The organism is Tsuneonella dongtanensis (genome assembly GCF_001698205.1).
GTDB classification, from domain to species: Bacteria; Pseudomonadota; Alphaproteobacteria; order Sphingomonadales; family Sphingomonadaceae; genus Tsuneonella; species Tsuneonella dongtanensis.
Genome location: NZ_CP016591.1, coordinates 2,488,217 through 2,503,072 on the forward strand (window position 1 = coordinate 2,488,217; position 14,856 = coordinate 2,503,072).

16 protein-coding genes are annotated in these 14,856 nt (G+C 66.9%); 10 read left to right on the forward strand and 6 right to left on the reverse strand.

The genetic code is table 11. From position 1 onward, the window contains the following. Positions 1-71: 71 nt before the first annotated feature. Complete coding sequence (locus tag A6F68_RS12195) at positions 72-722, forward strand: hypothetical protein (protein WP_157096730.1); 651 nt, start codon at positions 72-74, stop codon at positions 720-722. A 19-nt stretch (positions 723-741) separates the two neighbouring features. Here the strand turns inward: A6F68_RS12195 and A6F68_RS12200 are convergent, their stop codons facing one another. Further along, positions 742-1,944 carry a sulfotransferase family protein gene (locus A6F68_RS12200; RefSeq protein ID WP_232308139.1) on the reverse strand — a complete coding sequence of 401 codons (1,203 nt, stop codon included), beginning with the start codon at positions 1,942-1,944 and terminating at the stop codon, positions 742-744. 210 nt (positions 1,945-2,154) lie between these two features. Here A6F68_RS12200 and serS point away from each other — a divergent pair, with 210 nt between their 5' ends. Genes serS through A6F68_RS12215 form a run of 3 tightly spaced genes read left to right on the forward strand, consistent with a single transcriptional unit; the run spans position 2,155 to position 5,248 of the window. Then, positions 2,155-3,432 carry a serine--tRNA ligase gene (gene serS / locus A6F68_RS12205; RefSeq protein ID WP_067680517.1) on the forward strand — a complete coding sequence of 426 codons (1,278 nt, stop codon included), beginning with the start codon at positions 2,155-2,157 and terminating at the stop codon, positions 3,430-3,432. Beyond that, complete coding sequence (gene surE, locus A6F68_RS12210) at positions 3,429-4,190, forward strand: 5'/3'-nucleotidase SurE (protein ID WP_067680520.1); 762 nt, start codon at positions 3,429-3,431, stop codon at positions 4,188-4,190. Before serS ends, surE begins: the two co-directional genes overlap by 4 nt. Before the next feature lie 2 nt (positions 4,191-4,192). Then, the gene (locus A6F68_RS12215; RefSeq protein ID WP_067680523.1) at positions 4,193-5,248 is read left to right on the forward strand and encodes a potassium channel family protein; all 1,056 of its coding nucleotides are present in this window, start codon (positions 4,193-4,195) and stop codon (positions 5,246-5,248) included. On the opposite strand, the gene A6F68_RS12220 is transcribed toward A6F68_RS12215, so the two are convergent. After that, positions 5,245-5,664, reverse strand: a complete 420-nt coding sequence (locus tag A6F68_RS12220) for a DUF1761 domain-containing protein (RefSeq protein ID WP_335673616.1) — start codon at positions 5,662-5,664, stop codon at positions 5,245-5,247. The two genes, A6F68_RS12215 and A6F68_RS12220, sit on opposite strands and share 4 nt — an antisense overlap. A gap of 64 nt (positions 5,665-5,728) precedes the next feature. Between A6F68_RS12220 and rimO the strand changes: the two genes are divergently transcribed. Further along, complete coding sequence (gene rimO, locus A6F68_RS12225; protein ID WP_067680529.1) at positions 5,729-7,108, forward strand: 30S ribosomal protein S12 methylthiotransferase RimO; 1,380 nt, start codon at positions 5,729-5,731, stop codon at positions 7,106-7,108. Here the strand turns inward: rimO and A6F68_RS12230 are convergent. The 4 genes from A6F68_RS12230 to hemC are packed head-to-tail and all read right to left on the reverse strand — an operon-like array spanning position 7,105 to position 10,267. After that, positions 7,105-7,674 (reverse strand): alpha-ketoglutarate-dependent dioxygenase AlkB, encoded by a 570-nt coding sequence (locus A6F68_RS12230; protein ID WP_067680532.1) that lies wholly within the window; start codon positions 7,672-7,674, stop codon positions 7,105-7,107. The genes rimO and A6F68_RS12230 overlap by 4 nt on opposite strands. 41 nt (positions 7,675-7,715) lie before the next feature. After that, positions 7,716-8,615 (reverse strand): mitofilin family membrane protein, encoded by a 900-nt coding sequence (locus tag A6F68_RS12235; protein WP_067680535.1) that lies wholly within the window; start codon positions 8,613-8,615, stop codon positions 7,716-7,718. Between the two features lie 48 nt (positions 8,616-8,663). After that, positions 8,664-9,341 carry a uroporphyrinogen-III synthase gene (locus tag A6F68_RS12240; protein WP_067680538.1) on the reverse strand — a complete coding sequence of 226 codons (678 nt, stop codon included), beginning with the start codon at positions 9,339-9,341 and terminating at the stop codon, positions 8,664-8,666. Next, entirely contained in the window at positions 9,338-10,267 is a 930-nt protein-coding gene (gene hemC / locus A6F68_RS12245) for a hydroxymethylbilane synthase (protein WP_067682608.1), read from the reverse strand. The genes A6F68_RS12240 and hemC overlap by 4 nt, the downstream gene beginning before the upstream one ends. Before the next feature lie 46 nt (positions 10,268-10,313). Here hemC and tsaD point away from each other — a divergent pair, with 46 nt between their 5' ends. The 5 genes from tsaD to A6F68_RS12270 all read left to right on the forward strand — a co-directional run bounded on the left by tsaD (position 10,314) and on the right by A6F68_RS12270 (position 14,834). Continuing rightward, complete coding sequence (gene tsaD, locus A6F68_RS12250) at positions 10,314-11,351, forward strand: tRNA (adenosine(37)-N6)-threonylcarbamoyltransferase complex transferase subunit TsaD (RefSeq protein WP_067680541.1); 1,038 nt, start codon at positions 10,314-10,316, stop codon at positions 11,349-11,351. Then, positions 11,348-12,343, forward strand: a complete 996-nt coding sequence (locus tag A6F68_RS12255) for an NAD(P)H-dependent glycerol-3-phosphate dehydrogenase (RefSeq protein WP_074428352.1) — start codon at positions 11,348-11,350, stop codon at positions 12,341-12,343. Before tsaD ends, A6F68_RS12255 begins: the two co-directional genes overlap by 4 nt. Then, a complete protein-coding gene (locus A6F68_RS12260) occupies positions 12,340-13,875 on the forward strand; it encodes a lipopolysaccharide biosynthesis protein (protein ID WP_067680544.1) in 1,536 nt (511 codons plus the stop codon). Before A6F68_RS12255 ends, A6F68_RS12260 begins: the two co-directional genes overlap by 4 nt. Next, the gene (locus tag A6F68_RS12265; protein ID WP_067680547.1) at positions 13,872-14,408 is read left to right on the forward strand and encodes a hypothetical protein; all 537 of its coding nucleotides are present in this window, start codon (positions 13,872-13,874) and stop codon (positions 14,406-14,408) included. Before A6F68_RS12260 ends, A6F68_RS12265 begins: the two co-directional genes overlap by 4 nt. Before the next feature lie 69 nt (positions 14,409-14,477). After that, a complete protein-coding gene (locus A6F68_RS12270; protein WP_067680550.1) occupies positions 14,478-14,834 on the forward strand; it encodes a response regulator in 357 nt (118 codons plus the stop codon). The last annotated feature ends 22 nt before the right edge of the window (positions 14,835-14,856 follow it).

Genomic DNA, 14,856 nt, shown 5'->3' on the forward strand with positions numbered 1-14,856 from the left:
GCAATCATCGGATATGTCCGGTGAAAGGCCGCGCGCAGGTGCTGGTGGGTTAGTGAGGAGGATCGAAAGGGATGGTTCGCCTGTTCGCAACCTCGTTGGCGGGACTTGCGGTGGCAGCTGCCTCTCTCGCCGCCTGGAATGCGAACGCCAATCCCTCTGCTACTTGGGGCTCGCATTTGCTAACTCATCGCGAGATGCCGGTCGTCGGGAACGGCGCAGGCGGTTATCCCATCCGCCTCGAGCTGCCAGAGCCCACTCCGGTTGCGTTAGCCTCGACGACAAGCGCCGAGGTGAGTGAAGAGGTGCCGGGAACTGATCAAAACCTGGAAACCGAGGCCGAGCCGACAGCTGTAGCGCCGGATGGCCAGCAGCGCGGCAAACCTGCCCTGGGCCCGGGCATCATGCTGGCGTTCGATTTCGACATCGCCCAATTCGGCAATGGTGGTGCGCTTGATGAGGCCGGCCAGATCCGGACGAGCAAGCCGGTGATCCTGGCAGGAAACCGCCTGGGAGCAATTAACCTCTCGGTCGGAAAAGGTGCTTCGGTTTCGGTTGATCGACAGGCGCTTGCCACCCTTGTTGCCGATAAATCCCCCGCTTTGTCCGATCGGCTGTCGCGACTGGAAGGCGACCAGGTCACCCTCGATTCGCTGCGCAGCCGCGAAGTGGCGGTTCGCTACGACGCGCTGACGGATGCGATCGTCATCGACACGAATTCGTGAATCCGCGAATCGTGTGGGATCAGCCGGTCCGGCGAAGTCCTGACACCTCCTCAGGCGCGCTTTCCCCGATCGGGATGTCGAACAACCGAACGTAGTCGCCGAGACGTTCCAGCACCTCGTCCTCGACCAGGCCGAATTCGCCGAGGCTGTAGCGGTGCGGCGTACGCTTGAGGGCTCGGCTGCGCTCAATGTAGTCGTGCATGCCCGGAAGCGCGCTTTCCATGTCGAGTCCCAAGAAACGATAGATCCGCCCCATCGTCGCAGGCCAATCCCGCTCCATCTCGTCGTAGTGGACGTCGATCATGCGCTCCTTGGGGATGGCCCTGCGCGCCTCGATCATTCGGCTCACCATCAGTTCGGTCTTGCGGAGCCACTCGCGCCCGACCTTTCCGGGCTCGGCATGATCCGAATAGATGATCGTCTGGTTCCAGGCGAGCGAGGCAGCGCTGCCCACAACCTGCCTTGGATCACGATGCGTGAAGATCAGGCGAGCATCAGGGAAGACTCGCAACAATGCCGGTAAATCAAGCATGTGCTGCGGAGTCTTGAGAATCCATGGCCGCAATGAGCTCTCTTGCTGTGACCAGCCGATCAGGCGCAGGAGGTTGGCCATGTGACGATATGCGGGTGTCGCATCCTCGCCCTCGCACCAGCGGGCGTAGGACGGCACGGTCCACTGCGCTTCGTGCTTCATGCCCCACATAGAGGCGACGAGCAGGCCGAGCTCTTCCTCAGGCTCGAACGGTCCGGTGGGATGAATGGAGAGCGTCCGTGGGTTGGCGAGCCGCGCCACCTTCATGATGCGCGCTGCCAGTTTGGGCCGAAAGTCATCGGTGCGACCTGCCAGAACCTCTTCGAATTCCGGTCGGGGTACCGGGCTGATCGTCTCGAAACTGCGCAGATGGGCGAACCGCCGGTCTGCGGACAACAGGCGATGGAGCCGCGTCGTGCCGCTGCGCATCGGCCCGACGATCACGACCGGATGGGGTATCGGGCGGGCCAGTATTTCCGGATGCCTTTCGAACCACATCTGCGTGTAGAGCCTGTCACGCAGGACGTGATGGAACTGCTTCTCGGCGGCCAAAGTCCCCGCATGGTTGAGCCGCGCTTCCTTGCGAACCGACTCCAGAAGGACATCCATCGGTTCTTCGAACCACGTGTCGCCGAAATCCTCGAGACCGGTCGCCGCGCGGGCGTGATCCAGAAGGGCGCCTTTGGTCATCCGAGGAGGCGCGATAACGCCCACTTTGCGACCGACGGCGATCGCACTGTCGACCACGTCGATGAACGGAGTGCGTCGGGGCGGAAGTATGGTCTGCTCGTCCAGTTTCGCCCCCTGTATCCGGCGTTTGGCTGTGCGGATGATTACCGTTTGCATGGGCCGTGGTTCCCGCATTGCCCTTGCCGGGTCGCTCGGGCATAGGCCGCGCCCATGCACGACATACGTTCGATCCGCGAAGACCCGGAGGCATTCGATGCCGCCCTCGCCCGTCGTGGTTTTCCGGCTTCCTCGGGCACAATCCTTGCGCTCGACGAAACCCGTCGCGCGGCCGCAACCAGGGCGCAGGACTTGCTCGCGCGCCGGAACGAGGCATCGAAGGCGATCGGTGCCGCGATGGGGCGTGGCGACAACGATGCTGCCGAGACGCTCAAGGCAGAAGTGGCGCAGATCAAGGTCGAACTTCCTGCCACCGAGCAAGCCGAACGCGAGGCTGCGAAGGCGCAGGACGAGTTCCTGGCCGGCCTGCCCAACCTTCCCGCGTACGACGTTCCTGATGGTGCAGACGAGGACGGTAACGTCGAGATCGCCTCGTGGGGCGATCGTCGCAATTTTGCGTTCGAACCGCGAGAGCATGCCGACATCGGACCGGCTCTGGGTCTGGACTTCGAAACCGGCGCGACGATAGCCGGAGCGCGCTTCACCTTCCTGCGGGGCCAGATGGCCCGGCTCCAGCGCGCGATCGCGCAATTCATGCTGGATGTGCAGACGACCGAGCGTGGCTACACCGAATGCGCGACTCCGCTGCTTGTGCGCGAAGAAGCGATGTTCGGGACCGGTCAGCTCCCCAAGTTCGCCGAAGACAGCTTTTCGACTACCGACGGCCGATGGTTGATCCCCACCAGCGAGGTCAGCCTGACGAATTCCGTCCGCGATTCCATTGTCGAAATCGAAAATTTCATCAGGCTGACGGCGCTGACCCCGTGTTTCCGCTCCGAAGCCGGATCGGCTGGACGCGACACGCGCGGCTACATTCGCCAGCACCAGTTCGACAAGGTCGAGCTGGTCTCGATCTGCCGTCCGGAGGACGCTGCCGCCGAGCACGAGCACATGCTGCGAAGCGCCCAGGTCATCCTCGAGCGGCTGGAACTGCCGTATCGCACGATGCTGCTGTGCGCGGGCGACATGGGGTTCGGGGCCCGCAAGACCTACGACCTCGAGGTCTGGCTGCCCGGCCAGGGCGCCTATCGCGAGATAAGCTCAGTAAGCTGGTGCGGCGACTTCCAAGCCCGGCGCATGAATGCGCGCTACCGCGCCGAGAACGGCAAGCCGGCATTCGTTCATACCCTCAACGGATCGGGTCTCGCCGTCGGGCGTACTCTCGTCGCAGTGATCGAGAACTACCAGCAGGAAGACGGGTCGGTCGTGGTGCCCGAGGCGCTCAGGCCCTGGGCCGGCGGGATCGAGATACTCGAGCCCGGCCGCCAGTGAAGATCCTCCTCACCAACGACGACGGCATCCACGCCCCGGGCCTCGACGTCCTCGAGGAAATCGCGCGCGCCTTCACCGACGACATCTGGATTTGCGCCCCGGCCGAGGAGCAGTCGGGCGCGGGTCACTCGCTGACTTTGTCCCGCCCCGTGCGGATGCGTCGACACGGCGAGCGGCGCTTCTCGGTGAGCGGCACCCCGACCGATGCGGTAACGCTCGGCCTCCGCAAGGTAATGGACGGCCCACCCGACGTGATCCTTTCGGGGGTCAACCGGGGCGCGAACCTGGGCGACGACGTGACCTATTCGGGCACGGTGTCCGCCGCGATCGAGGGTGCTCTTGCCGGAATACGTTCGATAGCGCTCAGCCAGGTCTATGCGAGCGAGGGAATGGGCGACACCGTTCCGTTCGACGTCGCGCGCACTTGGGGCGCCAAGGTACTCGGCCCCCTGCTGGACGCCCCGCTTCCGCGGCGTACGCTCGTGAACGTCAACTTTCCGGCCGTTCCCGTCGATAAAGTGAACGGAATCAGGGTCGTACGCCAGGGATTTCACGATTATTCGAGGGGTAGCGTCGTCGAAGGACGTGACCCGCGCGGCTATCCATACTACTGGTTCGGCCTCGAGGCGATCGAGCACACGCTCGATCACGGCACGGACCTCGAAGCCATCGACGAGGGCTATGTCGCAGTGACCCCGCTCCAGCTCGACCTGACGCACCACTCTTCGCTCGGCACGCTCGCCGAACGGTTCGCCTGACCTTGGTCCGCGACCGGTCCAAGGGGTCGCAGAAGACCTTCCGCGGGCCGCGGTTCCAGCCGCTGCGACGAGCGGTCCGCGTGCCGGTGTGGGCCGATCTCGGCATTCGCGTAGGCCTCGCCCTCGGCCTGGTCTTCATGGTCATCATGATCCACTGGTGGGATCGCGAGGGCCTCGTCGACAACCTCGATGGGCACATCACCTTCCTCGACGTCGTCTATTTCACGATGATCTCGATCACCACGACCGGGTTCGGGGATATCGCGCCGATCTCGGATCGCGCCCGCTTGGTGGAAGCCGTGATCGTTACGCCGATCCGGTTTGCGGTGCTGTTCATCTTCGTCGGCGCGGCCTACGATTTCGTCATTCGCAGAAGCTGGGAGAAGTGGCGCATGCGCCGGATACAGGAACGCCTGACGGACCACATCGTCGTCCTCGGCTACGGCGTCTCGGGATCCGAAGCGGTGAACGAGCTCATCGAGCGGGGCACCGACGCCGAGTGCATCGTCGTGATGGACACCAACACCGAGCGGCTGGCCGAGGCCGAGGCGCTCGGGTGCAATGTCATGGAGGCCGACGCCTCGCGCGACGAGAACCTGGTGGCGGTGCGGATCGACCGGGCATCGACCGTGCTGGTGTCGGCCGGACGCGACGACAGTTCCATCCTGATCGTGCTGACCGTGCGCCACCTAGCGCCCAAGGTGCCGATCAGCGTCGTCGTGCGCGCCGCGGATAACGAACTGCTCGCAAGGCAGGCGGGAGCGGACAATGTGATCAATCCCGTGCGCTTTACCGGGCTTCTGCTCGCCGGCAGCGCGCAAGGTTCGCACATCGCCGAGTACATGGCCGACCTCGCCTCTCACGGAGGCCGGGTGAAGCTCGTCGAGCGGCCCGTCCTTCCTGCGGAGATCGGCCAGTCGATCGAGGAGCTCATTTCCGGCGGCAAGGGACTCAGGGTCTATCGCGACGGCGAAGCGCGCGGTTACTGGGAATGCGGTCCGCTGAAGGAAGGCGATACCATCGTCGAAATACTGCCGACGGCCGACACGGAGGCCTAGGACAAAAGGTAGAACACCAGGCCCATCCCGAGGTAGGCAACCAGCCAGTAACCGGCGTCGATCAGCGCCACACGGGTGGGTACGCGGATGTGGCTGAAACTGATCCACAGCGCGGGAATCACGAACGCGACGGCCAGCCCCCCGCTCATCATGAAATAGAGCCACGGCTTTGCCGCCAGGGTCTCGCTGCCCGTGCGGGCGAACATGTGGCCGAGCATCGTCGCCGTCAGCAGGAGGAGAAGGGCCGACAGCGCCGCGATCCGCTCGGGCCGCGAGCGGGTCATCACCCGGCCCGCGGAAACCTTGCGCTTTTTCTCGCGACCGAAAAGCGGCCCGAACCACGCAAACGCCAGGGCGCCAGCCGCGATGGCAGCGGCGAAGACAGCGATCCAGTTTACCGGGCCCACTAGGCGCACCCCCTCCCCTGTTATGCAAGCGGTGTAGCGCAATCGCGGAATGAGGTGTAGGGGCGCGCCCGCAATGACCCCACCCCCTGCCACCACTATCCCTGACCAGAAGAAGGTCGGCATGGTCAGCCTCGGCTGCCCCAAGGCGCTCGTCGATTCCGAGCGGATCCTGACCTCGCTGCGTGCCGACGGCTACGCCATGAGCCCCGACTATGCCGGCGCGGACGTGGTCCTCGTCAACACCTGCGGGTTCCTCGACAGCGCGAAGGAAGAGAGCCTCGAAGCCATCGGCGAAGCCATCGCGGAAAACGGGCGAGTGATCGTGACGGGATGCATGGGCGAGGAAGCCGATGTCATCCGCGCACGCTTTCCGCAGGTGCTCGCGGTGACGGGCGCGCACCAATACGAAGCGGTCGTCGAAGCCGTCCGGGAAGCCGCGCCGCCGTCGCAGGGACCGTTCGTCGACTTGGTGCCTCAACCGGACGTCAAGCTGACGCCGCGGCATTACAGCTACCTGAAGATCTCCGAGGGCTGCAATCACAGCTGCGCCTTCTGCATCATCCCGCAGCTTCGCGGGAGGCTCGCCAGTCGGCGGATCGACGCGGTGCTGCGCGAGGCGGAAAAGCTGGTCGCCGCGGGCACGAAGGAGCTGCTCGTGATCAGCCAGGACACCAGCGCCTACGGCGTCGACATCCGGCATGAGCCGCGCATGTGGCATGGCCGGGAAGTGCGCGCGCACATGACCGACATGGCGCGCGAGCTGGGCCAGCTGCGTACGCCGGACGGTGAGACACCATGGGTCCGGTTGCACTACGTCTATCCCTACCCCCACGTCGATGCGGTGATCCCGCTCATGGCGGAGGGATTGCTGACCCCCTACCTCGACATCCCGTTCCAGCACGCTTCGCCCAAGGTGCTCAAGGCGATGAAGCGCCCGGCCAACGAGGCCAAGGTGCTGGAGCGCATCAAGGCATGGCGTGCGATCGCCCCCGACCTGACGATCCGCTCGAGCTTCGTCGTCGGTTTCCCGGGCGAGACCGAGGACGATTTCGCCTACCTACTCGACTGGCTCGAGGAAGCCCAGCTCGACCGGGTCGGGGCGTTCCGCTTCGAGCCGGTGGCCGGCGCGCAGGCCAACGACCTGCCCGATCCGGTGCCCGAGGCCGTCAAGGAAGAGCGCTACGCCCGGATCATGGAAGTGACCGAACGGATCAGCGCAGCAAAGCTCGCCGCCAAGGTGGGGCGCATCCTGCCGGTCATCGTCGACGAAGTGGGCGAACCCGACGAGGACGGCGACATCGGCGCGACCGCCCGCAGCCAGGCCGACGCTCCGGAGATCGACGGGCAGGTATTCCTTCGCAACGTGCCTGTGGACCTGCAGCAGGGAGACTTCGTGGACGTTCTGGTCGAGGACGCCGATGCCCACGACCTCTACGGAGCGATCGCGCCCTAGGCCATCATCGTCCGCAGCGTGATGCTGCGGCGGGTCCGGTCGATGGGCGCGATCGAGTGCTCCCAGTCGCTGCGCACCTCACCGGATAGAAGATAGGCCGAGCCCACGGGCAAGTGGACGCTGCTGCGTTCGAAGGATCCGTTTGGCCTCCGCCGGCGCAGTCTGAGCGTCGCCGGGGCCGAAAGCGACAGGCCAATCACCTCGCCGTATTGCGGCCGGTCGCGGTGCCACCCGATCCCTGCGCCGGGATCGTAGCGAATGGCGAGTGCCTGCACGAAATCCTCTGGCCGACGGCCGAAAAGCGGGGCGAGAACCTCCCGGATCGCGATGATCCAGACGGGGAGCGGCGGCGCAGGAATCGGCCTTGCTCGCTGGTAGTCATAGGCCGACCCGTAGTTGGCGGTGAGTCGCTTGCCCTGCCATTGGCCGAACTGGAACGGTGCGAGCGGCGAAGCGTCGACCGCCTGCTCCAGGGTTCGGACACGATCCCCCGTGACCGCCTCCTCGATCAGGACGAGACCGGGAACCAGGGAACTTGCGGGAAACAGGCTGGGCTGCGCAACCATCGCGCGGATATGGTGTCCGCTCCGCCGGACGCCAGTGGGCTTCAGCCCTGGATCGCGCTTTCGGCAGGTCCGGGTTGCTCGATCGGTCGACCCTGGCTGTCGCGCAAGCGCCGGGGCTCGCGCACCGCGGTCGTCTCGATCAGGTCGAGTGCGCGCTGGGCCCGTTCATAGCGGCGCGCATCGGCGAGCCACTGTTCGGCCTGCTCCGCCCCCGGCATCTGCTCGACCTCTCCGATCGCCTTGTCCACGCGTCCACTCTCGAGGAACATCCGCGCCCGTTCGAGGCGCCGCGAAGGCTGCGGCGATGGCGTGGTTTCGCGGCGGATCACGAAAAGGCTCGCAAGCTCGTTGCGCAACCGGGCAAAGGTCGGCTGGTCGGTCGACGTGGCGAGCTGCGGTCCGAGGCCGTCCAGCCGCGCAAGAAGCACGTCCAGCGTGACGGGGTCGCGCGCGAACTCGATGACCGTGGCGACGGAATTGGGTTGCGCATCGGCGAACCTGAGACGCAGCTGGTCGCCGAGATAACCGAGCTCTGCACCGCGTTCGATCGCTCGCCGTGTTGCAAACGCGATGAGCAAGCCCTCTGCGCGCGACGCATTGCCCGCGGCTGCCTGCGCCTGAAGGTCGAGGCGCGCGATGCGCTGCTCGGCCGCGGCAATGCGTTGGTCGAGGCCGCCCTGCGTCTGCTCCACCCGCTCGACCGCGGCTGCGGCCTGTTCGGTCTCGGTTGCGCTCGGAGTCGGGCTTGGCGAAGGGTCCGCACTGGCCAGTGCGGAGGGCTCGCTATCGAAATCGATCTCCGCCAGTTCGTCGCCTGCGAAATAGCCGCGCCAAGCAAGGTAGCCGACCACGGAAGCGCCCAGCAGAAACGAAGCGAGCACCGCGAAGATAACCGGTTTCAGAGACGGGCCGGACGGGCCCCTGGACGTGCTGTCGATCATTCCATTCCCGTGTACGACCCGACGTGCGCCGGGGCGATCCCTGCCCGATCAATGGCACATGTCTGCGGCCAAGGCCAGAAGGGCAGCGTCGGTGACATCGGCTGCCACCGCGGCCTTCGCCCATCCCTCTCCGGCAGCCGCGGCGATACGCGGAGCGAGGACGGCGATGGCCACGTCGCTGCGCGCGATTGCGAGGCGGTCGCACTCGTTGGCGAAGTGGCGTGCCGCCTCCCCGGAATGCAGAAGCGCGACGGCTCCGCGTCGAAGCGCGCCGACCGCTGCTTCGGAAAGCGGCAGCGGAATGGTCCGGTAAACGACGACCTCGTCGATCGAGGTTTCGTGTGGGATCTCGAGCGTGACGCGCGCCTCGCCGGAAAGGCGCAACAGCCGCCTCGGCATGTCCGGCAGGTCGATGAGAGCCTGAAGCCCTCCCTCCCCCGTCCCTTGGACGAGAAACCCGCGCTCGCGTGCCGCATCGGCGGTTCGCGCACCTACCGCAAGGACGGGGAGTGTACGCAGGCGCTCCAGTCCAGCACCGCCGTGACGGAAGGCGTTGGCGCTCCCGACAAGGATCGCGTCGAATTCGGCAGGATCTGGGACCGACCACTCCACCGGCTCGACCTCGAACAGCGGGGACGCGATGGCTTCGAGCCCGAGCGACCGGGCGGCAGCGACCGTTTCCCCGCACCCCGGCTCGGGCCGCAGGACCACGACCGGCCGCGTCACCTATCGCCCGCAAACAGCACGGTGATGCCCGCGGTGGCGCGTGCGAGGAGGTCGGCCGCGAGGCGCGTCGGACCTTCCCGGTCGCCCGGCGACACGGTGACGGTGCCATCGACGCGCTCTGCGCCGTCTGCACTGTAGAGCGCCGCGGTGAGGGCGATCGTCTCGCCCCTTCGTTCCGTCAGCACGGCGACCGGCGAATGGCAATTGCCTCCGAGTGCAGCGAGCAGCGCGCGCTCGGCCTCGACCGCCGCCCGGCTCGGGCCATGGTCGATCGCCGACAACAGATCGCGGGTCTGCGGGTCGTAGGCACGGCATTCGATCGCGATCGCCCCCTGCGAAGGCGCCGGCAGCCATTCGTCAGTTTCCAGCGGTGTGCCGACCCCCGTCTCGCCCAGCCGCTCCAGACCCGCCGCCGCGAGGAGGGTGACGTCGGCCTCGCCCGCGGCCAGCTTGGAGATGCGGGTGGCAACGTTGCCGCGGATGGGCACGATGGTCACATCGGGACGGCGGTAGAGCATCTGCGCGGCGCGGCGCGGGGCACTCGTACCGACCCGCGCGCCTTCGGGAATGGCGCGGATGCTCGCGGCCCCGACCAGCACGTCGCGGACGTCGGCGCGCGGCAGGATCGCCGCGATGGCGAGGAATGATGGCCGGACGGTCTCGACGTCCTTCAGCGAATGGACCGCGCCGTCAATTCGGCCCTCGTCGAGCCACTCGTCGAGTTCCTTGGTCCACAGCGCCTTGCCGCCGATTTCCGCGAGGGGCCGATCCTGGATGCGATCGCCGCTCGCTACCACCGGAACCAGTTCCACCGCGCTCTCGTCCCAGCCGTGGGCCGCGCACAAACGGCTGCGCGCCTCTTCGGCTTGCGCCATCGCAAGCGGCGAACGTCGGGTACCGAGGCGGAGCTTGGGAGTGGCGGTCATCGGGCGGCGCTTGCCGTAGCCAAGCAAAAGCCTAAGGGGAAGCGGCATGGGGCTGGTCCTTGGCATTGAATCGAGCTGCGACGAAACTGCGGCGGCGCTCGTGGCGGACGACCGCACGATCGTCGCGCAGAAGATCGCGAGCCAGGACGAGGAGCACGCGCCCTATGGCGGCGTGGTCCCGGAAATCGCCGCACGCGCTCACGCCGAGCGACTGTCGCCGATGATCGCCGCGGTTCTCGCAGAAGCGGACGTCGGCCTCGAAGAACTCGATGCGATCGCCGCGACCGCGGGTCCGGGTCTGATCGGCGGGGTCATGGTCGGCCTCGTCAGTGCCAAGGCGCTTGCCATGGCGAGCGACGTGCCGCTCTACGCGGTCAACCACCTCGAAGGGCACGCCCTGTCGCCCCGGCTGGCCGATCCGTCTCTTGAGTTTCCCTATGCATTGTTGCTGGTCTCTGGCGGGCACTGCCAGATCATCCGGGTAGAGGGCGTCGGCCGCTACCGGCGCCTCGCCACGACGATCGACGACGCCCTGGGGGAAGCCTTCGACAAGACCGCCAAGATCCTTGGCCTCGGTTTTCCCGGCGGACCGGCTGTCGAGCGGCTGGCGCGCGAAGGCGATGCAACCGCGGTCCCCCTGCCCCGGCCGCTTGCCGGCAGCAGCGAACCCCATTTCAGCTTCGCCGGATTGAAGAGCGCGGTCCTGCGCGCCCATGAAAGCGGTCGCTTCGAGGCTGCCGACATCGCCGCGAGCTTCCAGCAGGCCGCGATCGACTGTGTCGTCGACCGGCTCCGCCGCGCGCTCGACGCGATGGAGCCGGTCGAAACCCTGGTGGTGGCAGGCGGCGTGGCAGCCAATGCCTCGGTCCGCACGGCACTCGAAGCGCTGGCCGACGACTGGGGCCTGCGGTTCTCGGCGCCCCCGCCGTCGCTCTGCACCGACAACGCGGCGATGATCGCATGGGCCGGACAGGAACGGCTGCACGCGGGGCTGGCGGCCGATCCGCTCGATTTCGCTGCCCGTCCGCGGTGGCCGCTCGACCCAGCCGCCGAAGCGGTGCGCGGGGCGGGAGTGAAGGGTTGAGCACGACTCCCGCAATCGGCGTGCTCGGCGCGGGTGCGTGGGGCACGGCGCTCGCCCAGATGCTGGCATCCGACGGCCGCGAGGTGCGACTCTGGGCGCGCGAGCAGGACCTGGTCGCGGAAATCAACTCCGCTCACCGGAACAGCCTGTTCCTACCGTCCGCGTCGCTGGCTCCGACCATTCGGGCGACCGGCGACCTCGCCGAAATGGCCGAACTCGAGGTGCTGCTCGTCGTCACCCCCGCGCAGCACATGGCGGCGGTACTCGGGGGAATGCCTTCGTACCCCCGCGACCTCGTGCTGTGTTCAAAGGGTATCGAGGCGGGGACCGGGCGGCTGATGAACCATGCCGCGCGCGACGTTGCTCCCGGCAGCGACATAGCGGTCCTCGCCGGACCGACGTTCGCGCACGAAGTGGCCGGCGGTTTGCCGACCGCCGTGACGCTCGCATGCGGCGGCGGCCGCGCGCAATGGGAGCGTATCGCCCCGCACATCGCACGACCCGCGTTTCGGCCGTACTACTCCGACGACGTCACAGGCGCCGAGATCGGCGGCGCGGTGAAGAACGTTCTCGCGATCGCCTGCGGCGTGGTCGACGGGCTCGGTCTGGGCCAGAATGCGCGCGCGGCGCTCATCGCCCGCGGCTATGCCGAGATGCTGCGCTTCGGCGAGGCACTGGGCGCCGAGCGCGACACGCTCGCGGGGCTTTGCGGCCTCGGCGACCTCGTCCTGACGTGCTCGTCGACCTCCAGCCGCAACTTCAGCCTAGGCAAGGCGCTGGGCGAAGGCGGTGACCCCGTCGCGCTCATGGCCGACCGCAGGACTGTGGCCGAAGGCGCGCATACGGCGCCCGTCCTGGCCGAGCTGGCAGACGGTCACGGTGTCGCAATGCCGATCGTCGGGTCCGTGCTGCGCATTCTCCAGGGCGATCCGGCCAAAGCGGTGGTCGCAGAACTGCTGTCGCGTCCGCTTACCGCCGAGAGCGACGCGTGACCGACACGGCGCAAGAGCCGCGATCGGACGGCAGCGACATCGCGGCGCTGGCGAAGGGCGGTCGCACCAATTTCCTCGGCTTCCTGTTGCGCTTGCTCGCGCGACTGCCGTTCCTGTTCATCGCCGGACGGCTGTACGGTGCCGAGGCCCTCGGACGATTCGCGTCCGCGCTCGTGGTCGTCGAGTTGACGGCCCTGATCTGCTCGATGGGCGAGAAGCGCGGCCTTGCGCAGCGCCTCGCCGAAGCGCCCGACGATCACCCGGCCAACCTGATTTTCGACGGGATACTGATTGCGCTGCTGGCTTCGATCGTGGCCGCGACGTTCTTCTGGCTCGTTCCGGCGCCGATGTTTCCGAGCGGGATCTACACCGAACTCGACCTCCTGATCGTACTCGCGATCCCAGGCTATGCGCTCACCGAGATCGTCCTGGCGGCGCAAGCCTACCGCTTCGACATCGGCACGACCGTTCGTGCCCGGGCCGTCGTCGAGCCGTGGACCATCTCGATCCTCGCGGGCGCGTTCTATTTCGTCATCCCCGATTCGGGTCTGGCCATGGCCTACCTCGCGTCGATCTATGCGGGCCTCGCGACCGCGCTCTGGCCGTTCCTGCGCACGTATGGGCTGCCGAGGGGCTGGCGGCCGCATCCGACGGCAATGGGCCGCATGACGATGCGTGCGCTGCCGCTCGCCACCGCCGATGCGATCGAATGGGGCACGCGGCGTCTCGACATCTTCATCCTCGGCCTCTTCGCCGCGCCCGCGGCGGTCGGGGTCTATTACGTCGCGCAGCAGGTCGCCTCGCTGCCGCAGAAGCTGAAGACCAGTTTCGAGCCGATCCTCGGCCCCGTCATCACCCGCAACCTGACCGAGAAGAACTACCCGGCGATCGCTCGCCAGGTCTGTCAGGTGGGGTTCTGGATCGTGGCGGCGCAGGCCGGCATCGCGCTGGCGCTCGGCATACCCGGCGAAGGCGTCATGGGCCTCGTCGGCCCCAACTTCGTCGGCGGGACCGGAGCGCTCGCGTTCCTCCTCGCGGCGGAGGTGGTCGCCGCGACCGCGGTCGTCTCGGAGGCCGCGCTGATCTACGTCGCGCGGGTCCGGAACCTCGCGATCTCAGTAGCGACCATTGCACTACAGGGTGTGCTGACGGTGACGGCCATGATCGTGGTCGACCGTCTCGGATTACCCGACACCTACAAGGCGGCAGGCGCCGCCGCTGCGCTCATGCTCGCCTTGGGCACGGCCTCCGTCGTCAAGTCGCGGTTGCTCGCGCGCATCCTGGGTGAGCCGATCAACAACTGGCGCTGGGCGCTCGTCTGGGCCGCCGCTCCCGCAATCATCGTCGGGTGGGTCGCGGTCCAGTTGCCCGAGTGGGCTGAACTCGCCTTCGGCATTCCCGCCATCCTTCTCGCCTATGGCGCGGTGATCTGGCGCTACGGCTTCGGCCCCGAGGACCGCGTCCTGTTTCGCCGCAAGCTCGAACATCCGGCCGAAGAGGCCCAAACGACAGCAGAGGAGTCCCGTTCGTGACCGAGTTTGTCTCCGCTAACCTGCCGCTGGTCATTATCGGCGGGCTGATCGCACTCGTGGTGTTGTGGTGGCTGGTGATGGCGACGCGCCGAACCCGCGTGGAGGTCGATCGCCGCGACACGCTTGACGAGGGCGCGGCCCCTGCTGCGCGCAACCAGGCCCTGATCGATGCACCGCCGGTTGCGGCCGGGCGGACCAATCCGATGCCGCCACCGGTTCCCGAGGCAATCGCAGGGGTCGGAATAGCGGTGGCGACCGCAGTGGAAGAAGCGCAGATCGAACGCGCCAGCCACGAGGGCGACGACCTGACCCGCATCAAGGGCCTCGGCCCCAAGCTTGCCGCGACGCTCGCGGATCTCGGTGTCACCGGCTTTGCGCAAATCGCCGGCTGGAGCGAGGCGGAAATCGACCGCATCGACGCACAACTCGGCCGATTTCAAGGGCGTATCCGACGCGACTCATGGGTCGAACAGGCGAGACTGCTGGCCGACGGGGATCTCGCCGGTTTCGAACAGAAATTCGGAGCACAATAGGCGGAACCTTCCGCACTGATGAATGTTAAGATTGGGCCGCGAACCTTTCGGCCAGCTGGAGATCTGCCCATGACGCTTTGTGTCCTTGTCGCCGAAGACGAGATGATCATCGGCGTCGACCTGTGCGATACCGTCGAGGAAGCCGGCTTCGAAGTGGCCGGCCCATTCGATACGACCGAGTCGGCCATCGATGCCGTGGAGCGTCGCAAGCCCGACCTGGCGATCCTCGACATCAACCTCGACGATGGGGAGGTCTATCCTCTCGCCGAGAAGTTGATGGCCGAGAACGTCCCCGTCATTTTCCATTCTGGGCAGGTCAAACCGGGCGAGGTTTTCAGCCGCTATCCCCAGGCCCACGCGCTCGCCAAGCCGTGCCCGCCGAGCGAGGTAATCGCCACCATGCGCGAAGCACTCGCCGCGGCCTGACGCGGCCCTTGCACGAGACGCG